The sequence below is a fragment of the Pseudoalteromonas fenneropenaei genome (genome assembly GCF_042643375.1).
In the GTDB taxonomy this organism is placed as follows: Bacteria; Pseudomonadota; Gammaproteobacteria; order Enterobacterales; family Alteromonadaceae; genus Pseudoalteromonas; species Pseudoalteromonas fenneropenaei.
Genome location: NZ_JBHRSD010000010.1, coordinates 43,042 through 64,716 on the forward strand (window position 1 = coordinate 43,042; position 21,675 = coordinate 64,716).

Annotated in this window: 22 protein-coding genes; 4 read left to right on the top strand and 18 right to left on the bottom strand. The window is 45.5% G+C overall.

The window, feature by feature from the left end:
* Positions 1-79 precede the first annotated feature (79 nt).
* From ACFOEE_RS04250 to ACFOEE_RS04275, 6 genes are all read right to left on the bottom strand, one after another.
* Complete coding sequence (locus ACFOEE_RS04250) at positions 80-1,060, bottom strand: MBL fold metallo-hydrolase (RefSeq protein WP_377121262.1); 981 nt, start codon at positions 1,058-1,060, stop codon at positions 80-82.
* Between the two features lie 236 nt (positions 1,061-1,296).
* Positions 1,297-2,223, bottom strand: a complete 927-nt coding sequence (gene speB / locus ACFOEE_RS04255) for an agmatinase (protein ID WP_377121265.1) — start codon at positions 2,221-2,223, stop codon at positions 1,297-1,299.
* 3 nt (positions 2,224-2,226) lie between these two features.
* Positions 2,227-4,140, bottom strand: coding sequence for a biosynthetic arginine decarboxylase (gene speA / locus ACFOEE_RS04260; RefSeq protein ID WP_377121267.1), 1,914 nt, complete (start codon positions 4,138-4,140; stop codon positions 2,227-2,229).
* Between the two features lie 237 nt (positions 4,141-4,377).
* Positions 4,378-4,968: a CBS domain-containing protein gene (locus ACFOEE_RS04265; protein ID WP_377121269.1), complete on the bottom strand. Its 591-nt coding sequence runs from the start codon at positions 4,966-4,968 to the stop codon at positions 4,378-4,380.
* A gap of 51 nt (positions 4,969-5,019) precedes the next feature.
* Positions 5,020-5,301: a hypothetical protein gene (locus tag ACFOEE_RS04270; RefSeq protein WP_377121271.1), complete on the bottom strand. Its 282-nt coding sequence runs from the start codon at positions 5,299-5,301 to the stop codon at positions 5,020-5,022.
* Positions 5,302-5,371: 70 nt separating this feature from the next.
* Positions 5,372-6,688 carry a hemolysin family protein gene (locus tag ACFOEE_RS04275; RefSeq protein WP_377121273.1) on the bottom strand — a complete coding sequence of 439 codons (1,317 nt, stop codon included), beginning with the start codon at positions 6,686-6,688 and terminating at the stop codon, positions 5,372-5,374.
* A gap of 240 nt (positions 6,689-6,928) precedes the next feature.
* Here ACFOEE_RS04275 and cysZ point away from each other — a divergent pair, with 240 nt between their 5' ends.
* On the top strand, positions 6,929-7,657 hold the full coding sequence (gene cysZ / locus ACFOEE_RS04280) for a sulfate transporter CysZ (protein WP_377121275.1): 729 nt from the start codon (positions 6,929-6,931) through the stop codon (positions 7,655-7,657).
* A gap of 66 nt (positions 7,658-7,723) precedes the next feature.
* Here the strand turns inward: cysZ and rlmM are convergent, their stop codons facing one another.
* The 12 genes from rlmM to hemA form a co-directional block, all read right to left on the bottom strand.
* Positions 7,724-8,809, bottom strand: a complete 1,086-nt coding sequence (rlmM, locus tag ACFOEE_RS04285) for a 23S rRNA (cytidine(2498)-2'-O)-methyltransferase RlmM (protein ID WP_377121277.1) — start codon at positions 8,807-8,809, stop codon at positions 7,724-7,726.
* 22 nt (positions 8,810-8,831) lie between these two features.
* Positions 8,832-9,206 (bottom strand): DUF423 domain-containing protein, encoded by a 375-nt coding sequence (locus ACFOEE_RS04290; RefSeq protein ID WP_377121279.1) that lies wholly within the window; start codon positions 9,204-9,206, stop codon positions 8,832-8,834.
* Positions 9,197-9,826: an alpha/beta family hydrolase gene (locus tag ACFOEE_RS04295; protein ID WP_377121281.1), complete on the bottom strand. Its 630-nt coding sequence runs from the start codon at positions 9,824-9,826 to the stop codon at positions 9,197-9,199. Before ACFOEE_RS04295 ends, ACFOEE_RS04290 begins: the two co-directional genes overlap by 10 nt.
* Complete coding sequence (locus tag ACFOEE_RS04300; protein ID WP_377121283.1) at positions 9,826-10,725, bottom strand: transcriptional regulator GcvA; 900 nt, start codon at positions 10,723-10,725, stop codon at positions 9,826-9,828. The genes ACFOEE_RS04295 and ACFOEE_RS04300 overlap by 1 nt, the downstream gene beginning before the upstream one ends.
* Before the next feature lie 38 nt (positions 10,726-10,763).
* Positions 10,764-11,618: a 3-deoxy-8-phosphooctulonate synthase gene (kdsA, locus tag ACFOEE_RS04305; RefSeq protein WP_377121285.1), complete on the bottom strand. Its 855-nt coding sequence runs from the start codon at positions 11,616-11,618 to the stop codon at positions 10,764-10,766.
* Positions 11,619-11,647: 29 nt separating this feature from the next.
* Entirely contained in the window at positions 11,648-12,898 is a 1,251-nt protein-coding gene (locus ACFOEE_RS04310) for a DUF819 family protein (protein ID WP_377121287.1), read from the bottom strand.
* An 11-nt stretch (positions 12,899-12,909) separates the two neighbouring features.
* On the bottom strand, positions 12,910-13,710 hold the full coding sequence (locus tag ACFOEE_RS04315; RefSeq protein ID WP_377121290.1) for a tetratricopeptide repeat protein: 801 nt from the start codon (positions 13,708-13,710) through the stop codon (positions 12,910-12,912).
* A 202-nt stretch (positions 13,711-13,912) separates the two neighbouring features.
* Positions 13,913-14,290, bottom strand: a complete 378-nt coding sequence (locus tag ACFOEE_RS04320) for a SirB2 family protein (RefSeq protein ID WP_377121292.1) — start codon at positions 14,288-14,290, stop codon at positions 13,913-13,915.
* Between the two features lie 6 nt (positions 14,291-14,296).
* Complete coding sequence (locus ACFOEE_RS04325; RefSeq protein ID WP_377121294.1) at positions 14,297-15,838, bottom strand: DUF3369 domain-containing protein; 1,542 nt, start codon at positions 15,836-15,838, stop codon at positions 14,297-14,299.
* Between the two features lie 38 nt (positions 15,839-15,876).
* Positions 15,877-16,725, bottom strand: a complete 849-nt coding sequence (gene prmC, locus ACFOEE_RS04330) for a peptide chain release factor N(5)-glutamine methyltransferase (RefSeq protein WP_377121296.1) — start codon at positions 16,723-16,725, stop codon at positions 15,877-15,879.
* Between the two features lie 2 nt (positions 16,726-16,727).
* Positions 16,728-17,813 (bottom strand): peptide chain release factor 1, encoded by a 1,086-nt coding sequence (gene prfA / locus ACFOEE_RS04335; protein WP_377121298.1) that lies wholly within the window; start codon positions 17,811-17,813, stop codon positions 16,728-16,730.
* Between the two features lie 7 nt (positions 17,814-17,820).
* The gene (hemA, locus tag ACFOEE_RS04340) at positions 17,821-19,077 is read right to left on the bottom strand and encodes a glutamyl-tRNA reductase (protein WP_377121300.1); all 1,257 of its coding nucleotides are present in this window, start codon (positions 19,075-19,077) and stop codon (positions 17,821-17,823) included.
* Positions 19,078-19,160: 83 nt separating this feature from the next.
* On the opposite strand from hemA, the gene lolB reads away from it, so the two are divergent.
* The 3 genes from lolB (at position 19,161) to ACFOEE_RS04355 (ending at position 21,614) form a co-directional block, all read left to right on the top strand.
* Complete coding sequence (gene lolB, locus ACFOEE_RS04345) at positions 19,161-19,748, top strand: lipoprotein insertase outer membrane protein LolB (protein WP_377121302.1); 588 nt, start codon at positions 19,161-19,163, stop codon at positions 19,746-19,748.
* The gene (gene ispE, locus ACFOEE_RS04350) at positions 19,745-20,587 is read left to right on the top strand and encodes a 4-(cytidine 5'-diphospho)-2-C-methyl-D-erythritol kinase (RefSeq protein ID WP_377121304.1); all 843 of its coding nucleotides are present in this window, start codon (positions 19,745-19,747) and stop codon (positions 20,585-20,587) included. The genes lolB and ispE overlap by 4 nt, the downstream gene beginning before the upstream one ends.
* 79 nt (positions 20,588-20,666) lie before the next feature.
* Positions 20,667-21,614 carry a ribose-phosphate pyrophosphokinase gene (locus ACFOEE_RS04355; RefSeq protein WP_377121306.1) on the top strand — a complete coding sequence of 316 codons (948 nt, stop codon included), beginning with the start codon at positions 20,667-20,669 and terminating at the stop codon, positions 21,612-21,614.
* Positions 21,615-21,675: the final 61 nt, after the last annotated feature.

A 21,675-nucleotide genomic window follows, 5' to 3' on the forward strand; every position in this document is an offset into this window, starting at 1 on the left:
CCTAGTGATTAACTACTGTACTATTAAGTATGGGGCGCTATCTTAATCGGTCAAGTTACCGTAGTCGTATAGTCTGATACTATTGCCTCACATCCGACTTTTTTCTGAGCTCATTCGCTTTGCTGATTTCATTCAGCAGGCCCGCACTATTGTAACCGCCAATGAGTTGTGGCAACGGCATGCCGTAACTAGAAATAGCATTTAGCTTAGTTACGATTTGCTGTGTCAATTGGCGCTGTAATACACTATTGGGTGGCGCACTGTCTGGCGTTTGGGTTTGCTGTGCTAACACGTGCTGCGCAGCTTCACGCATCATCACCACTTGCTGGCGATTACTTTCTACTATCCGCCCAGGCTCCATCGCCCCACCATGACCGGGTCGCACCAGTTTGACTGCTTGCAACAAAGGTTGCACCTTGTCGTAAAGTGCTAACAACTCAGCCGAGCGCCCTTCACCTACATAGATAGCATATGAAGCAACCAATGCATCGCCACTAAATGCTTGCTGTAACTGCGGAACAATAAATAGCGTATGATTTGCCGCCTCGCCTGCACCCAGCTCAATGACTTTGACGCTAATACCGGCAATTTCTAATAATTCGCCATCTTTTAGCTCCTTATTTGGCGCAACCAGTGTGCGTTCATAATCCTCACCAAAAACCTCTAGCCAACCGGCTTTAATCGCGTTTTGATGTTCTGCGATGAGATCTGTTCGTGTTTTCGCGGTAGCGTACACCGGCACCTCTCCCAGTGCGGCAACTATCGGGGCAACACCAGCAAAATGGTCAACATGGGGATGAGTAATAAAAATGCCTAGTAGTGGCAACTTACTTGCTTTAATGGTGGCGATAATAGGTTCTACATCGCTTTTTAACATCAAACTATCGAACAGCAACCAACCTTGGTTGGTTTTTAGCAAATAGGCATTGGCTTCATAGGCTGTTTCGTTAGACACGAAGCGATAAACCTGTGGAACCTCTGTTTTCGCAGCCACATACGGCGAGGACACGGCCATCACCATTAAGATCACAGTAAATAGAAGGCAATTTATTCTTGTCATAGTTGTTCCTACTTTTTATTCCTCACCTCAGACATAAGCGCTGCGCGCATTAAGGTGAAATGGGTATATTTGCGCTGCGTATTCAGTGTAGAGGGAAATTTAACCAAACAGGAACGACAAAATAGCAACTCAAGCGGGGAATTTGTAACAAGGTATAGCAAAGAGAATATTCGGCGCCAAAAACAACAATGCCAGTCTTAGACTGGCATTATTGTTCAGCGCTTTACTGCGTAGGCTTATTCAGGCTTATGCTTGATTGCCCATAAGTGCAGTACTTCGTGCGCAATCGTTGCCGCAGCAATGCTGGTTAACTCGCTTTGGTCATACGCAGGCGATACTTCTACTACGTCCATACCAATTAGGTTAATGCCTTGCAAAGCACGTAAAATCTTCAGTACTTTGTCGCTAGTCAAACCACCACATACTGGCGTGCCTGTACCCGGTGCAAAAGCTGGGTCTAGACAGTCAATATCAAAGGTCAGGTAAACGGGTAAGTCACCAACACGCGCTTTGATCTGCTCAGCAATTTCAGCGCCAGTGAGGTCGTTGCCTTCCATACCGTTGATCACCGCAAAGCCATGGCCTTCTTCAGTGTATTCCGTACGAATACCAATCTGAATAGAATGCTCAACGCTAATGATGCCTTCTTTTGGCGCATGGTAGAACATGGTGCCGTGGTCGTAACTTGAACCATTGCTGTAGGTGTCAGTATGCGCATCAAAGTGTACAAGTGCCATTTTACCGTGGTGCTTATGGTGCGCACGTAGTAAAGGTAAGGTCACAAAGTGATCGCCACCTAAACTTAGAATCGCTTTGCCTTGAGCTAATAACTTGTCGGCCGCTTCTTCCAGTTTAGCGGTGAAGTATTCAGCATTACCACATGGGTAAGTAAAATCACCGGCATCGCTTACGCTGATACGGTCAAACAAACTGAACTTCCATGGGAACTTTTTATCTTCCCACGCTAGATTGGTCGATGCACGGCGGATAGCATCTGGGCCTAAACGCGCGCCAGGACGACCAGAAGTCGCCATGTCGAACGGTAACCCAAGTACCACAACATCTGTTTCGATGTTGTTGATATCACGCACCATAGGCTGACGTAAAAACGTCATACCGTTTGAATACAAAGAATGATCTGGATGATCAAATAGTGGCTTCATGGCTTATACATCTTCCAAGTAAGTGTAACCTTCGATGCCCATTTCTAGCTCGGCTAGACTTTGAGCTTGCTCTTGCTCTGGCAGTTTATTTTTCACCAAAAGCGCGTAGCGTTGTTTAAATTCTTCCACATCAAGGTGTACGTAACGCATCATATCCGCCACTGTGTCACCTTCATGGATATCGCCAAGCGTGAGTTCACCGTTGTCTTCAACAAAAGCCAGCACACTGTGCGTATCACCAAACAAGTTGTGCATGTCGCCCAAGATTTCTTGGTATGCGCCAACTAGGAAGAAGCCCATTAGGTACGGGTGATCTTCACGGAACTCAGGCACAGGTAGAGTCATCTCAATACCTTGACCATCAACATAATGCTCAACTGTACCGTCTGAGTCACAAGTGATGTCTAGCAATACCGCACGACGCTGTGGCGCTTCAGTTAACCCACTCAGTGGCAATACTGGGAATACCTGTTCGATACCCCAAGCATCTGGCAATGACTGGAACAAAGAGAAGTTGATAAAGAACTTATCTGCCAGTTTTGCACTTAACTCATCAATAATTGGGCGGTGGAAACGGTTTTTGTTATCCATGCGGTGTTGTAGTTCAAAACACACGCGCAGGTTCATTTGCTCTGCCCAAGCACGTTGCTCTAAAGACAAAATACCCATGGCGAAATGACTGTGCGCTTCGGCCAAGTCACTTTGCGTATCGTGGTAAATCTCAATCAGCGCACGGTCATCACTTTGCTTATCAAGTGCCAACCAAGATTCCCACATGTTGTGTAGTAAACGTGGTGCTTCTTCGTCTGGCTCAGAAATCGTTTCTGGCGTGTAGCTTTCTGTACCGATAACATCGGTAATAAGTACCGCGTGGTGCGCGGTTAAAGCACGACCTGATTCAGAAATAATACGTGGCATTGGCTGCTCGTACTGCTGACAGGTATCACCTATGGTGTATACGATGTTATTCGCGTACTCAGCTAAGCTGTAGTTCATTGAGTTATGTGATTGGCTACGTGTACCATCATAGTCAACCGCAAGACCACCACCTACGTCTAAACATTTCAGGTCTGCACCTAAACGACGTAACTCACAGTAAAAACGTGCCGCTTCGCCCACACCAACCCGCACGTCACGGATGTTGGCCATTTGTGAACCTAAATGGAAATGCACTAGCTGAAGCGCATCAAGCATATCTGCCGCTTTAAGCTTGTCGATAACGTTCAATACTTGCGACGCTGACAAACCAAACTTAGATTTCTCGCCACCACTGGCTTGCCATTTACCTTTACCTTGTGATGCAAGGCGTACACGTAAACCTAAACGCGGTTTAACGTTTAACGATTTGGCTTCTTCTAGTACCACGTCCAATTCTGAACGTTTTTCTAAAACGATATAAACCTGATGACCCAATTTTTCGCCAAGCAAGGCTAAACGGATGTACTCTTTGTCTTTGTAACCATTACAAACGATCACCGCTGAAGTTTGTTCAGCCAGTGCCAATACGGTTAATAGCTCAGCTTTACTACCAGCTTCCAAACCTAACTGCTTTTTCTCAGCAGCGGATTGGCTAGCAATGATACCTTCGATAACTTCACGTTGCTGGTTTACTTTAATTGGGTAAACAAGCAAGTAGTCTTCTGGGTATTCATAAGTTTGAAGAGCCTGATTAAACGCATTACAAATGTTATTTACGCGTTGTTCTAAGATCTGCGGGAAACGTACTAGCGCCGGCAGACTATAGCCTTGTGATTTAATTTTTTCGGCGATACTCACCAAAGTTACAGCGTGTTCTGGATGTGCCAAATTTGGCATTGCTGTAACCTCTCCCTGCTCATTGATGCCAAAAAAGCCTTGGCTCCAGTGACGCACGTTGTAACAAGCTAGAGCTTGCTCAGAAGAGGAGGTGTTGGTCATTAAGGTTCCTTATCAGTATTTAAAAAGCGTGGACTACGCGGATTAAAGTTCGCGCATTAGACGGAAAAGCGCAAGTTCAGTCCAACAAGTTATTCTTATTGTAACGGCAAAAAATCATCATCACAAACAGATTCCTTCAGGTACGAAAAAGGCGCTTGTAAGCGCCTGAATTTTCATTACTTTTGGATAATCATTTCACTCAAATTACAGACTGCAATTCAAGCAAAAAGAAACTGCTTAAATTTCGTTATGATGCCAAAGCGAATCAACAATTTCGCCAAAGGACTTAGCCAGCTTTATCTGGCTCAATGGTCGGCCAATCATATGCGCCATATCAATCAAATCAAAATAGCCGACAACACGTTCTGGAGTATGGTTTACCACCAATAAATGCTCATGCCCTTCACTTTCTAACGTTTTTAACACATCACCAACACGGGCACTGCGAATGGCAAATTCACTGACACTATTAAGCTTATCGAGCTTAACCATAATGTCGCCAACTGAAAGGTCTTTACGATTAACGCCGATTTTGGCCGCGACTTTCAAAACATAGCTGCTTTTGAGCCGTGCTTTAGAAATAACCCCGAGCATATTATTGAGTTTATCGACGACAAAGCTGGTGCGATTATGGGTTTTGTCGAGCACCATAATTGCTTCATCAACGCTAGTGTCTACATCGATAAGTTGTGGGGGCACAATATGAAATGCGTGCATCGCTTGCGAAGCGGGACTGTCTAGTGACACCAAAGCGGCTTCATCAAGACTGTGGTTAAATTGTGGTATTGTAGCTACCGCGCGAGTAGCAAAGGTATGATAAATAGTCATAAGTCACCTGTAATAAAAGCATAAATCAACGCACAAAAAATTTTGGGTTAATCAAGCTACAGGTGGCGCTCTGGCGGTAAAAGAAAATACATTAAGCGCGTTTAAAACGACAACCGCAGTACCTTTTTGTTCGCTTAACGAAGCTGCGAAGGTAAACGCATGGGCATTGATGACGGCATCGTCGTCGTCATCATGCGAGTCGTCTAAAACGATGGAGTAACATTGTAGGTCAAACTGAGGGGGTTCTATACTGGCATGCGCAGCACCGCTGTGTGCCAAACTAAATAGCACAAAAGCAAAACTGACTGTAACAAACCACTGTGCGAACCGCATAACTTCTCCACAACGTCAGGGACAAACAACCTGCCCCTTAAACTCAGTGTATGACCTAGATCAAAAGATCTCAAGATTTAATTTCAAGATTATTCTCACTCAGTTGGCTTGACTCAACTCTCGAAACCAACAGCTGCTCAACGCGGACCCCTTCAATATCAATTGCTTCAAACTTAAAACCGGCATACACAATAAAATCAGCACGTTTAGGTAAACGCTTAAGACGATAGATCAGAAAGCCCGCCACCGTCTCGTATTGGCTTGGGTCGGGAATATCTTCGAGCTCTAATACACGACATAAATCAACTATCGGCGTACTGCCATCCACCAACCATGAGTTAGCATCGCGTGCGACAATTTGTTCTTCCCAACTATGTGGGGCTAAATCACCCATAAAGCTAGTCATCAAATCTTTTACTGTGATAATCCCCACCACCAGCGCATATTCGTTTACCACCACAGCAAACTGACTAGTCGCGTGGCGGAAGGCATTTAATGCCTCAGATAAAGTGAGGGTTTCTGGCAAGTAAAATAGCTCTTTTTCGAGTATTTCTTCGTTGAGCTGTACTCGGTTACCGCGCAATAATTGCTTGAGGATCTGCTTCGACTCTACATAACCCACCAGCTTGTCGAGCGCACCATCACAGACCAAGAAATGATTGTGCGGATCTTGCATGATTTTCGCTGTGATGGTGTCGGAATCATCGTTAATATCGAAATATACTATGCTTTCACGGGTCGTCATCGCAGTCGGTAGCGTACGCGTTTCCAGCTCAAACACGTTACCAATCAAATGATATTCTTGCGCTTGCAGTGATCCGCTTTCGGCACCCGCATCGACCATAGCAACAATTTCTTCTGCAGTGACGTTGTCCTGACGCTCCGCAGGCAGTCCCAACATACGGATCACCACATTGGTTACCCCATTGAAAAACGCCACCATAGGGGTAAACGCAAACGTCACTGCATTCATAATCCCCACCACACGCATCGCGACGGCTTCGGGAATGATCATTGCAATTCGCTTAGGTAGTAAATCGGCAAATAAGATAAATACCGAAGTAATGAGTAAAAATGACAGCACAAAGCCAATTTGCTCAGCCCATGGCCCCGTATACACTGAATGTACGTACTCAGTTATCGTGGCAGTAAGTGCTTGCTCACCTAAAATACCGCCTAAAATTGCAATGGCGTTGAGCGATATCTGGATCATGGCAAAAAACGCCCCTGGCTTCTCTTGTAAAGCCAATACTGCTTCTGCTTTAGACTTGCCCTCATCCATTAAAATTTTTAATTTAATTTTGCGCGATGCGGCTATGGCAATTTCAGACATGGCAAACAACGCACTCAGCATAATAAGAATAATAATGGCAAAAAAATCAGACATAAGCAGACCCAGATGACGGGAAATTGGCGGCCATTGTAGCCTGTTAACAAGACAACTCAAGCCAGTGATGTTGTTATTTTAGACAATAATTTTCATGCAAACGAGTAGTTTCTTCACTTGAAAACAGAATGTTTTGCTCAATTTTACAGCAAGCACATACTTTGTTACGCAATCTATGCAAAATACCTCACAACATCAGGTATAGTAAAGTGTCAGAGTTTTAATTACACGAGGTGTCTTTTGCAACTCACTCAAGGTATGGAGTACTTTTTTGCTGGGTTTTCACTCATCAGCCAAAAAGGACTCAAGCGCTTTGTTTTTATTCCGCTGCTGATAAACTTTTTGTTGTTTGGTAGCTCATTGTTTTTCTTGTACGATTGGCTTACCCAAGGGATAGCTTATCTCACTGGTATGTTGCCAGATTGGCTGTCATGGCTAGAGTGGTTGATGTGGCCATTAGCAGTGCTGGTCGTGCTGTTTTCTTACAGTATGATTTTTACGGTAATCACCAATTTTATTGCGGCACCGTTTAACGGCTTATTGTCGGAAAAAGTGGAATTGCATCTTACCGGACAAAAGGTCAACGATGATGGTTTTGTTGACGTGATGAAAGACGTGCCTCGCATGCTGGGCCGCGAATGGACTAAGTTATGCTACTACTTGCCGCGTGCCATCGGCTTTTTCTTACTACTGTGGCTGTTGCCTGTGATTGGTCAAATTTTATGGGTCTTGTTTACTTGCTGGATGCTCTGTATACAGTACAACGACTATCCGTTTGATAACCATAAAGTTGCCTTTAATGACATGAAACGGCATTTAAAACAGCAGCAAAGTTTGTCGTATGGCTTTGGTTTTGCCGCATTTATATTAACCGCAATTCCGCTAGTGAATTTAATTGTAATGCCGGTTGCAGTTTGCGGGGCCACCAAACTGTGGGTTGAAAACTATCGCCAGCATTATCGTAACTAAGGTTGTGGTGAGTAAAACAATAAAAGCGGCATCTAGCCGCTTATACATATTTACCCAAGAGTAAGTTTAGCTGTAGATATTTTGTGGGATGTGGTTAACCCGAATATGCACAGTTATCTCTTCACGGTCATGGAATAAGTGCTTAGCTTGTAGCTCATAGGCCACATTATACTTTTCTAGCTCCTCATGAATAAGATTTAAACACTCCAAAACACTTTCAAAACGCTTCTTCATTGGTAGCTTCAAGTTAAAAATCAGCTCTTTCGCGAAGGCGTTTACTATCCAGTCAACCATCAGGTTAGCCACTCGGATTGGCTTTTCGACCATATCACAGACCAGCCAATCAATATTACGGCGATCTGGACGATATTTAAAACCGTCTTCACGATAATGTTTAACCTGTCCCGTTTCCATCAAGGCATCGTTCATTGGGCCATTATCCACTGCCGCCACAAACATTCCGCGACGCACTAATTGATAAGTCCAACCACCCGGACAAGCACCCAGATCAACCGCGCGCATACCTGAACGCACGCGTTTTTCCATCTCGTCCTTTGGCACAAAGACGTGGAAAGCTTCGTCTAGCTTCAACGTTGAGCGACTTGGCGCGTCACCAGGGAAACGCAAGCGCAAAATCCCCATAGGGTAAAGCGAATTGTTATTGCTGTAAGAGAAACCCACATAAGCGGTGTCATTAGCCAAGAAAAACACATGGAGCACTGGCTTGTTGGTTGCCACCTCTCGTGGCAACTTGCCTTGCTTTTCCAAAGCTTTAGCCAGTGGCGTGCTGAACTTTTTACAGAACTTTGAAAGCTCTTTACCAGTATTGGTGTCTGGTGTTTCTACCCGTAGTTCACCACATTCTGGTAACTCTTCGGTCACCGCAGTAATTGCACTCACCCTATCATCGACTGGCATTTTGCTCACTAGGGTGCCAAAGAACCATTGCCGCGCAAATACTAAGTTGCTAAAAGGCAATTTTTTAATCAGCGTTTTACCCGCTTCTGCATCAAAACACTCATACACCACAAAGCCAGTGTCAGGCTTAGCTTTAACGTAACCAGAAACTTCGGCTTCTGCAGCTAAATAGGTGATTTCTGCAGCGGCATCACTTTCAAAACCACTGCGACAATAAATAACAATACTCGACATACGTCTTGATTTCCGTTTTCGGTTAATCTTGCTGACGATACACTTGAACGGCTAAGAGTAGCCAACCAAGCAAAAATAAACTGCCACCAAGTGGCGTAATGGGACCAAATACGGCTAAGCCAGTCAGCGCTAAACCATAGAGGCTGCCGCTAAACAGTATTATCCCACCAATAAAACTCCACATTGTAGCACGTAATTTATAGCCTTGAGCGCTTAAAATGCCGACCAACACTAAACCAAGACCGTGCATAAACTGGTATTCAGCACCCGTTTTGAAAATCCCCAAGGCATAATCACTGAGCTCTGCCTTTAAACCATGGGCGGCAAAGGCACCGAGCGCAACGGCGAGAAAACAAAAAAAACTCCCACTCAATATCGCGATTCGAGTTACTGACATAATTGTTCCTGCATAAATGTTACCGCCCGATTAGCCGCCGATTGCCTATGTTGCGCTTCGCTAAATCCGCTCGCTTTACGGGGTTTAAAAGAATGGTCACCATCGGCTAGCCAATACCATTGTAACGTCTCTGGTAAAGACCATAGCCCTACTTCTTCACGCGTACCAAATGTATCACGCTCGCCTTGTAAAATGAGGGTTGGTAATGTAATTGTGGAAAAGTGCTCGGTACGTAATTTCTCAGGCTTTCCTGGAGGATGAAACGGATAGCCAAACGCCAATACCCCAGCAATATTCAAGCTGTTGTCACAGGCAAGCAGAGTTGCCATGCGTCCACCCATAGATTTACCACCGATGAAAGTTGGCAAACCATTGTCAATTTCCTCTAAATAGGCTTTAAAACAAGCAAGGAGTTTATCGGCTTTATCCGGTGGGCGACGCTTGTTAAGCGCGTTAGCCTGCTGCATATAGGTAAAATCAAAGCGTGCAACATTGATCCCTTGTGCTGCTATCAAGGTTGCCATGTGCTGCATAAAATCACTATCCAGCCCTGCGCCAGCACCATGGGCGAACAAAAAGTTCGCTTTGGGCTGCACAGCTAAGTCCCAATGCAGCGCCATTATGCAATCTCTTGTTCGAGTTCTACCATAGACAGCATCCAGTCTTTAAATGCCACGATTTTGCCAAGTTCTGTTTGCGATTCACGTAGTACCAAGTAGTAAGCATTTTTACTTTCCAGATGATGGCTAAAGGGAATAACTAAGCGCCCTGCATCCAGCTCTGGCCGCGCCAGTACGCTGTTGCCAAGCGCAACGCCTTGGCCATGCACTGCCGCCTGAAGCACCATTGAGGAGTGACTAAAAATGGGCCCGGTGTTCACCTGAACATTACGCACCCCAGCGGTTTTCATCCATAGTTTCCAAGGGCGACGCGTAGTGTCATGAAGCAAAGTATGGTTGGCCAAATCATTGGGTGTATTCAGTGGCCTAGGGCCAGTTAACAACATTGGGCTACATAAAGGCACCAAATATTCGGTATGCAGCTTATGGGTTTGCACTCCGCTCCAATTGCCGCGACCATAGTAAATCGCCACATCAACATCATCGGTAAGGGAGTTCTCATCATGATCTTGCGCTTTTATACGCACATCAATTTCTGGATGCGCTTCATGAAAACGGCTTAATCTTGGTACCAACCACTGAATCGCGAAGCTTGGTGTCAGGCTTACCGTTAACGAGCCTTTTGCGCCACGCGCCAATAGCTTGTCGGTAGCATCAATTAGCTGCGAGAATATTTCTTTGATATCAAGAAAGTAGGCCTGCCCTTCTTCAGTCAACAGCAGCGAACGGTTTTTGCGTAAAAACAACTTCAGTCCGAGGTGATCTTCAAGGGTTTTAATCTGATGGCTAACTGCTGCCTGAGTCACATACAGCTCTTCGGCTGCTTTGGTAAAACTTAAATGCCTTGCTGCAGCTTCAAAAGCCTTTAACGCATTTAAGGGGGGCAGTCTTCTTGACATGTTTTATACTCAAAAAGCCCGCTGGGCGGGCCAAATTATTAGAGATCCGCAGCGCTCGTATCAAGCGGTGGGAAACTTTTTACTAACTCATCTACCGCCTTCATTTGCTGCAGATAAGCTTCTAACTTAGCCAGTGGCAACGCGCATGGACCATCACATTTAGCTTCGTTTGGATTAGGATGCGCTTCAATAAACAAACCCGCTAAGCCTAGTGCAAGTCCTGAGCGAGCAAGTTCAGCAGCTTGCGCACGACGACCATCGGCAGAATCAGAGCGGCCACCTGGGCGTTGCAACGCATGGGTGGCGTCAAAAATCACCGGCGCCATTTGCTTCATGTCATCCATACCTAACATATCAACCACTAAGTTGTTGTAACCAAAGCAGCTGCCACGCTCGCATAAGATCACTTGGTCATTCCCAGCTTCGTGCAGCTTTTTGATAATATGGCGCATTTCGTGTGGTGCTAAAAACTGCGGCTTCTTAACGTTGATCACCGCACCAGTTTTTGCCATTGCCACGACTAAATCGGTTTGGCGCGCTAAAAACGCAGGTAGTTGAATCACATCCACCACTTCAGCAACGGGTGCAGCCTGATAAGGCTCATGCACATCGGTAATAAGTGGCACGTTAAAGGTCTTTTTAATCTCTTCAAAGATTTTTAACCCTTCTTCCATGCCTGGACCGCGGTAAGAGTTAATTGAAGAGCGGTTGGCCTTGTCAAATGACGCTTTGAAAACATAAGGAATGTTGAGCTTAGTTGTTACTTCAACATAATGCTCTGCAATACGCATCGCTAAATCACGTGACTCAAGCACATTCATACCACCAAACAGCACAAATGGCTTGTCGTTGGCTACTTCCAAATTCGCTAACTTAATCAATTGTTTATTCATCACTTTACTCAACTAAAACGGCACTAACATTAAGCTGCAATCACGCGCATGATCTGACCGCAGATCCACGCCATATACGTACCAAGCGCATAACCAAGTACCGCTAGCAACACCCCAACAGGTGCCAGTGCTGGGTGGAAAGCGGAGGCCACAACAGGCGCTGAAGCAGCCGCTCCTATGTTGGCTTTACTGCCAACGGCTAAGTAGAAAATTGGCGCTTTAATTATTCGCCCTACTATCACCATCAACAGCACATGCACGGCCATCCAAATAATGCCTATCACAACATATTTAGGCGCTTCGACAATTTTTGCGATATCCATGTGTAAACCAATAGTCGCGACCAAAATATAAAGGAAACTGGAGCCCACTTTTGACGCACCAACCGATTCCAAATTACGCACTTTGGTAAAAGACAATGCCAAGCCGATTGTGGTAACTAAAACAATGATCCAAAACAGTTTGCTGTGCAATGAGAATTTTTTCAACTCAGGGTAATTGGCTGCAAAAAAAGGCACTACAATGTCCGCCACTAAATGGGCAAGACCCGTAGCACCAAACGCAAAGGCTATCAGGATCATCAAATCGCTCAGTTCAGGTTTACGCGAGTTTTGCGCTTCAAACTGTTGTACTTTAGCAATCAAGCGATCAATTGAGCTGGTATCCGCACCAGAGCGAGCATCAATTTCTTTATGACGCGCCGCCAAATATAACAGCACCGCCATCCACATATTTGCCACTACAATATCGACCGTGACCATAATGGTGAAGATATCGCCACCAGCGCCGTAAATTTCTTTCATGGCCACCATATTGGCGCCGCCACCGATCCAACTCCCAGCTAGTGCAGCCATACCGCGCCACACCGCTTCTGGTCCGGTTACATCAAGCAGCTCGGGCATAATCGCCGCGGTCACAAGCAGCGCAATTGGACCACCTATTACGACCCCAACAGTACCTGTAAAGAACATTATTAGCGCTTTTTTACCAAGCCCAGCAACTGCTTTAATATCAATACTTAAGGTCAGTAATACTAAGCAAGCAGGTAACAAATAATATTTAGCTACGGTATAGACATCGTTATTACTGCCATCAATGATACCAAAAGTATTTAATAACGAAGGCAGGAAATAACACATCAGCAAAGCAGGCACATATTTATAAAACTTTGCCCAAAAGCCTTGCTTTAAATTTGAAGTATAAAAAACTAAGCCCAAAATTGTGGCTAGTACACCTAAAATCACCGCATTATTGGTGATAAGTGCTTGTGAAGTCTCCATCGGCTTCCTCGTTAATGCAGAATATTATTATGATCGGGTAATTCAGCAATCTGCAGCTGAATTAACTCAATGGTGGGATCATCGGGGCATTCATCAACAAAAAATTGCAAGTCTGCTTTGGCCATTTTTGGGCAATCCAGTTGATTCAATAGGTAGCCTCGGTCACGACGCTCATAGGGATCATCACCTAATAGCTCCATCAACATATCAACGCAGCCAAGTGCATGGCCAAACTTTTCGCCGCCAATAAAGGCCCATTTTTGCTGGGCTAAAAATAATTTTAGCAACTCTTCACCCATAACCAGTTCCAATGGTTCACTGTCTTCTTCTGGTGCATTTTCTGGCACGACATACCAAGATTGCTGGCCGTTAGTGGGGTCTAACATGTATCCTTCTTCTTCGCTTATCGCGATGTGGATCATGATATCGCCTTGGTTGATTGCAATATTGGCCTCAAGGTGAGCCATTTCCAATAGATGTACCAATAAAATAGCTAATGAAGTAGGGCTACCACTGTGCATTTGCAGTAAATAGCACAGGCTATTGAGTTGATACTCAGGTACTTCCTGATTGGTGCCACTGAACAACCAATCAGTAAAAAATTTATCGAGCAAGCGATCTAAACGCTGATGTTCATCCTCGCAATCCATTATCAATTGCATCACCTGATGTTCTAAATCAGCTAACAGCGCGCATACCTGATGTACTTTAGCTTGCGCATCCCATTGCAATTCAGCCTGAATGCAACGATAGATAGGCGCGGGCAGATAGTCGATATTGTCATCCTGCTCGTCGAACCAGCTTTCAGTCATAATTTACTTAGTACAGCTCTATATCTTAGTGAACAGCTAGTTTACCTATTTTTGTCTTAGATACCAATGGCTGTGATAGGAATATCACCCGAGTTAGATAAATGGCGGCAGAGTGCATGTTCTTGCAACTATTGCAAAAGTGAGGCGCAAACTCACGATTAAGTTTGCGCGCTAATGACAGAATAAAAGTTAACTTTTGAATTTACGACAGTAAAAAGCCGTTTTTACTCATAGCCAGATGCCCTATTAAGGCCAAAATTGCGGTAACCACTAGCACCAAGGTAACACGTAATGACTGCTTGGTCGTTTTTGCCGCAACGACACCTAAGCCGATATAGGCGACAACTAAGATGATTTTTTCCATTAGCCAAGGAGTTGCTAATGGTGACCAGCCCGCCATAACCACCAACGCAATAGCTGAGATCAACAAAGCCGTATCTATGCTGTGTGAGGTAATAAAGATGGCTTTGTTATTGGCAAGTTTGCTTGAAAAAATACGAGCACCGGCACGGGTATAAAACAATACTATACTTAACACCACTAACAAAACGTGGAGGTGTTTTACTGCTACGTAAGACATAAAATATTAATCCGGATAAAGTTCAAGAATGTGTTCGAGATCGTCAATGATTGCGACAAAAACATCAACCAATTTAGGATCAAAATGTACACCGCGCTGCTTGTTTACTTCCGCTAACACTTCTGGCAATGCCCATGCCGGTTTATAGCAGCGGTTATGGCGCAGTGCATCATAGACATCGGCCAATGCTACGATACGGCCAAAAATGTGAATATCTTCGCCTTTTTTACCACGCGGATAGCCCGAGCCATCCCATTTTTCATGGTGGTCACGGGCAATAATGGCCCCTGCATTGACGATTTCTCGGCGTGAATCTTTGAGAATTTGAAAACCTTTGTCAGTATGGGTTTTCATCACCGACCATTCGCTGTCGTCGAGTTTGGACGGTTTATTTAAAATTGCATCGGGAATGCCAACTTTACCCACATCATGCAGCGGCGCCGCAATGCGGATCAGTTCCGCTTCGCGATTACTCAGCCCATAGCTGCGTGCTAACGCATAACAAATATGCGAAACCCGCTTAACGTGGTTACCGGTTTCAGTTGAACGCTGTTCTAGTGCTTCGCTGAGACGGTACACTAGCTCCTGCTGGGTGTCTTCAATTTCAGCTTGCAGTTGCACGTTTTCGTATGCCAGCTGTACGTTCTGAGCAAAAATCTCGATTAAATGTTTTTGCGTTTCAGTTAAAAACTCAGGAATGCCTGATACAAACAACATTGAGCTGTGATTGTATTCACTTGAGCAATACGCAAACAAATAATTGTTTTTATACACAATACTCTTTTGCGCTAAAGCCTGCTGACAAGCTTCTAGTTGATCTGTGGTGAGTACTTCGCTAATCGGTTTGCCTTCGCTACGTTCAAACTCACCACGTCCTGAAAATACAATTAATTGACCATTTTGACGGGTGATATTGTTACTCGCCACCAGTGACGTTGCGTACATAGCCTCGTCAACTGTACCGAGTAACGAAGTTAGTTGCTGCAACACCCCTTGAATAAAGTGTTCAATGGAGTGCGCCGAAAAAATATCTCGCGAAGCACAAATGATTTTCTCAAGGCCTTCGCGCGATTGCTCAATGGCGAGAATATCGCGATATGAGCGCAGGCTCGACATTACTACAGTAAAGAGTTTTTGCGCGGTCAGTTCAGTCTTAGATTTATAGTCATTAATATCATAATTAACAATAACCTGACGCTCAGGTGCTTGGCCTGGCTGGCCAGTACGTAAGATAATGCGGATATGATTGTTCTTTGCCGTTTCGCGAATAAAGCGCGCCACTTGCAGGCCCGCATCATCGGTTTCCATCACCACATCAAGTAGCACGATTGCGGCATCTGGATGTTCTTGAATGATTTTTTTGGCTTCTTCACCAGAATAAGCACTGATGAATTCAAGGCGTTTTTTCTGGAACTCAAAATCACTCAGCGCCAGCTTAGTCACGGCATGAACTTCAGGTTCATCGTCAACGATGATCACCTTCCATCGGCCACACTCTTGCGGCTGGGCTGCTTCATGGGGTTCATCAGAAAATAAAAAATCATCCATACTGGGATCCTTTCTGCATTGTACGAATTAGCGTCAGGTTAAAATGATGGCCACTGCGCAACAGTCACCCTATCACACCCTGCCATATCTTTTATTGTAAGTATATTAATATACGCCATTTCTGCAAAAATTCTCTGCACCGCCTCGGCTTGATCATAACCATGCTCTAACGCTAAATGCCCACCCGAGCTCAAAAACTGTCGACCTTGGCTAACAATATGGCGAATATCGGCAAGCCCCTGCTCTGGTGCAACTAGCGCTGAAAGCGGTTCAAACCGCACATCCCCTTGTGAAAGATGCGGGTCGTCAGGGTCGATATAAGGCGGATTACTGACAATCAGGTCAAATTGACTTGCGGGTAGCGGTGTAAACCAACTCCCTTGGACAATCTCAACTTGTGGTAAGCCAAGCTGATCACGATTTTTTGTCGCAAGGGCCACGGCATCATGAGAATAGTCCACTGCAGTAATACGCCAAGTAGGTCGTTCGCTGGCAAGTGCCAGTGCGATAGCTCCCGTGCCAGTACCTAGGTCAAGCACTTTGGCATTGGCCGGCAGCGACAAAGATAGCGCATAATCGACTAAGGTTTCAGTATCTGGCCTTGGGATTAACGTGCTGGGGTTGACATAAAACGGTAGACTCCAAAATTCGCGCATTCCGGTTATATGCGCAATCGGCTCCCCCTTGCTGCGGCGCATCACCAACTGTTGAAACTGATGCCAAATGGTGTCGTCGAGCAGTGCATCAGACCAAGCGTATAAATAGCTTTTGGGTTTCTTGAGTAGGTGCAGTAGTAATACTTGTGCGTCTAGTTTAGCACTGTCAGATTGCGCAGCGACTTGCTGCTGTGCCCAGGCGAGCGCCTGGGCTACGGTAACATCAGTCACGCTTATTCGTCGCCCATCGCTGCCAACATGTCGGCTTGATGTTCAACTAAAAGTGGATTGATAACAGAAGATAAATCCCCTTCCATCACTTCGTTGAGGCGATATAAAGTTAAACCGATACGATGATCGGTAATACGACCTTGTGGGTAGTTATAGGTACGAATACGCTCAGAGCGGTCACCGCTACCAACCAGATTACGACGCTCAGACGCTTCTGCGGCGGCGCGTTTTTCATCTTCGGCTTGCTGTAAACGTGCGGCAAGTACAGATAGCGCTTTAGCACGGTTTTTATGCTGCGAACGTTCGTCCTGACATTCAACCACTACACCAGTTGGAATGTGTGTAATACGAATTGCTGAGTCAGTTTTGTTAACGTGCTGACCACCCGCGCCAGATGCACGGAAAGTATCTACTTTTAAATCCGCTGGGTTAATTTCAATCGCTTCAGCTTCAGGTAACTCAGCCATGACTGCTACAGTACAAGCTGAGGTATGAACACGACCTTGCGATTCAGTCTCAGGTACACGTTGGACACGGTGTGCACCAGATTCAAACTTGAGCTTACCGTACACGCCTTCACCTGTGATGTTCGCAATCACTTCTTTAAAACCGCCGTGTTCACCTTCGTTAGTGCTGATGATTTCCACTTTCCATTTTTGCGTTTCAGCAAAACGTGAATACATACGGAACAAGTCACCAGCAAAAATGGCGGCTTCGTCACCGCCCGTACCAGCACGCACTTCCAAGAACACGTTGTGATTGTCACGTGGGTCTTTGGGGATCATCAGGATCTGTAATTGTGCATCTAAGTCCGCCACTGCCGCTTTGGCCGACTTAAATTCTTCTTGCGCTAGTTCACGCATATCTGGATCTGAGTCTTTCAGCATTTCTTCTGCGGTGGTGACATCTTCACGAGCTTGGCAGTATGCTGCAAACGCCTTTACAACGTCTTCTAACTCAGAATATTCTTTCGATAAGTCACGGAAACGATTTTGGTCGCCAATTACCTCAGGGTCACTGAGCAGCGCTTGAACTTCTTCATAGCGCTCGGCAAGGGTTTCCAGTTTCCGGTAGACTGACTCTTTCATGGGTGTGTTATTCCTGCTCTAATCCTAAGGACTGCTTGAGTTGCGCGATAGTGGCGATATCACCTTGCTTGGCCGCCTCCTGAATGGCGCGTGTCGGCGCATGGGTGAGGCGATTGGTCAATTTATTTGCTAACTCAATTAGTAATTTATCGGCTGGTTTTCCAGCCTGAAGTTGATTTAAGGCTTTTTCTAAAAGCTCAGTTTTCGTTTGTTCTGCTTTGGCACGATAATCTCGGATCACATCAACAGACTGCATAGAGCGCTGCCATTGGGCAAACTCATGGGTTTTTTCATCTATGATCTGTTGCGCCTGCAAAGCAGCTTGTTCTCGATTAGCAATATTTTCGCTGACTATTGCCTGTAAGTCATCAACTGAATACAAATATGCATCATCCAATTCACCCACTTGCGCTTCGATATCTCGCGGCACAGCAATATCGACAAACAACATAGGTTTATAACGGCGTTTTTTCAACGCCTGTTCGACCATACCCTTACCTATGATTGGCAAAGTGCTGGCCGTTGAACTGATAACAATATCCGCATGATGTAATTCTTCTGGCAACTGCGCCAGTGCAATCACCCCAGCCCCCACTTCTGCGGCAAGGGCTTCAGCACGCTCTCTGGTTCGATTCGCTACGGTAATTTGCTTTGGATTATGTTGCGCCAGATGCTTTGCTACTAACTCAATGGTTTCACCTGCGCCAATTAACAACACTTTAGTTTTATCCAGTTGGCCATAAATATGCCGCGCTAGATTGACCGCAGCATACGCAACAGACACGGCACTGGCACCAATGTCAGTTTCAGTGCGCACTTGCTTAGCAACCGAAAAGGTTTTTTGGAACAAACGCTCAAACTGCACACTGATGCCGCCATGGTGTTTGGACAAGCCGTACGCTTGCTTAATTTGCCCCAAAATTTGCGGCTCCCCCAGCACCAAGGAGTCCAAACCACACGCCACGCGCATTAAATGATTCACAGCATCAAAATTTTGATGAATGTAGACATTATCGCTCAGGGCTTGTTCATCTAAACGGTGGAAACTGGCAAGCCAGCTTAACAGCGCTTGGGAATTGCTTTCCTCAAGGCTACAATAGAGCTCAGTGCGGTTACAAGTTGATACAATGACCGCTTCATTAACCACAGAATGTTGCTTAAGCTGTTGTAAAGCGGTAGATAATTGCTCTGGTGAGAACGCAACTTTTTCACGTAATTCAACGCTTGCCGTTTTGTGGTTGATACCCAGTGCGATTATCGTCATAGTTGCCAGTCGATTCTTTGCCTTACTGTAGAGATGGCAATTTTATCAAAAATCAATCGAATATGGAAAGTAAGGAACCGAGTTTGAAACGATTTCATTTGATTTTGCTCATGTTTATAATGATCCTAGGTGGTTGTAGCAGTCGTATTACCCCGCCAGACTCGGTACAAATGGGTTGGCAAAAACGCCTTGCAGCCCAGACGGATTGGCGCGTTCAAGGCAAAGTAGCATTTCTCAGCAGCCAAGAACGCCAATCCGCCAACTTTGTATGGAACTATAAAGAACCGTTTCACGACATTAAACTTACATCATTTATCGGTACGCAAGTACTGCATTTAGTTGAGTCACGTGGTGGCGTGAGCTTAGAATTGCCAGACGACACTTTCTATGGCAAAAACACCGCAGAGTTACTAGCACGTTTAACTGGGCTGCAACTACCGGTGGCCGACGCCGAGCATTGGCTAACTGCAACCCTAACTCTACACGATGCCCGCTTTGATGAACAAGCAAGATTGGTGTCTGGCACTTGGCTTGATCAACAAGGACAAGTCTGGCAGCTAAACTACCAACAATATATTAACCAAGATGGCTTTTTTTTACCCACTCGCATTACACTTAAAAACCAAGACTTGACCATTAAACTCAATCTCTCACGTTGGCAATTTACATGACCGAACTCACTTTACTTGCACCTGCCAAATTAAATCTTTTCTTGCACGTCAATGGTCGCCGTGACGACGGCTATCACGAATTAGAAACCCTATTCACTTTCCTAAATTATGGCGACACTTTGCATTTTGCACTCTGCGAGCAAGACCATATCAGTATTAGTGGCGCACCGGCGGATATTCCACTTCACGATAACTTAATTTATAAAGCGGCACAAAAACTCATCCCCTACCGCAAGATTCAGCAAGGTTTGGACATCCAGCTGGTCAAGCGGCTCCCCATGGGGGGCGGAGTGGGCGGCGGCTCGTCCGATGCAGCCACTACTTTGTTAGCGGTCAATAAATTATGGCAATGCGGCCTTAATATAAACCAATTAGCAGCGCTTGGCGTGACCTTAGGAGCCGATGTACCAGTGTTTGTGCGCGGTCTAAGTGCGCATGCCCAAGGGATAGGTGAGCAACTCAAACCCGTCAAATTGCCAGAAAAAGCGTATTTAGTGGTAAGTCCTGGGGTACATGTAAGCACCGCTGCAATTTTCACTCATCCTGACTTACCCCGCACCACGCCTAAGCTGAAATCAGGTTGGCAACTATCAGAAACGCGCAATGATTGTGAAATGCTGGTTAAAAAGCTCTACCCTGAGGTTGAAAAGACCCTGCTCTGGTTGCTAAAATATGCACCGTCGAAAATGACGGGAACTGGAGCGTGCTGCTTTGCAGAATTTGATTCTGTCGCTGCAGCCGAGCGTGTACTCCAACAACTTCCCGCCAATTGGCAAGGCTTTGTAGCCACCAGTGCAAATCGTTCTCCTGCCCATACGCAGTTGGATGTAGCACTCTGAAGTATATGTTTAAGTTAGCTTGTATTGACTCCTGTCATTGCATGTTAGTTCAAAAATTCAGTGCCTGAGGAACCCTACCGTGCCTGACATGAAGCTCTTCGCTGGTAATGCAACACCTGAACTTGCTCAAAAGATTGCAAAACGTCTCTTTATTGAACTGGGTGATGCATCGGTTGGCCGTTTTAGCGACGGTGAGATAAGTATTCAAATCAATGAAAATGTTCGTGGTTCTGACGTTTTCATCATTCAATCCACTTGTGCCCCAACTAATGACAACCTGATGGAATTAATCGTCATGGTTGACGCACTTCGCCGTGCTTCTGCTGGTCGTATTACAGCGGTTATCCCGTACTTTGGCTATGCTCGTCAGGACCGTCGTGTACGTTCTGCGCGTGTACCAATCACAGCTAAAGTGGTGGCAGATTTCCTTTCAAGCGTTGGTGTTGACCGCGTCTTGACAGTCGATCTTCATGCTGAGCAGATCCAAGGTTTCTTCGACGTTCCAGTTGATAACGTATTCGGCAGCCCTGTGCTGATTGAAGATATGCGTGAACGTAACTTTGAAGATGCGGTCGTGGTATCTCCAGACATCGGCGGTGTAGTACGTGCTCGTGCAATTGCGAAATTACTCAACGACACCGACCTTGCTATTATCGACAAACGTCGTCCGCAAGCAAACGTTTCACAGGTTATGCACATCATTGGTGATGTTGCTGGCCGTGACTGTATTATCGTTGACGACATGATTGATACTGGCGGTACATTATGTAAAGCCGCAGAAGCGTTAAAAGAGCATGGTGCAAAGCGCGTGTTTGCTTACGCCACTCACCCAGTACTTTCTGGTAACGCCGCTGAAAACCTGAAAAACTCAGTGATTGATGAAGTTATTGTAACTGACTCAATTCCGCTTTCAGACGAATTAAAAGCCATCGACAAGATCAAAGTATTGACCCTTGCCGACATGCTCGCTGAAACGGTACGTCGTATCAGCAACGAAGAGTCTATCTCAGCTATGTTCCAACACTAAGCCTGATATCGCTCTGAATAAAAGCACCTGCGGGTGCTTTTTTGCGTTTTGTGGTTTTGTT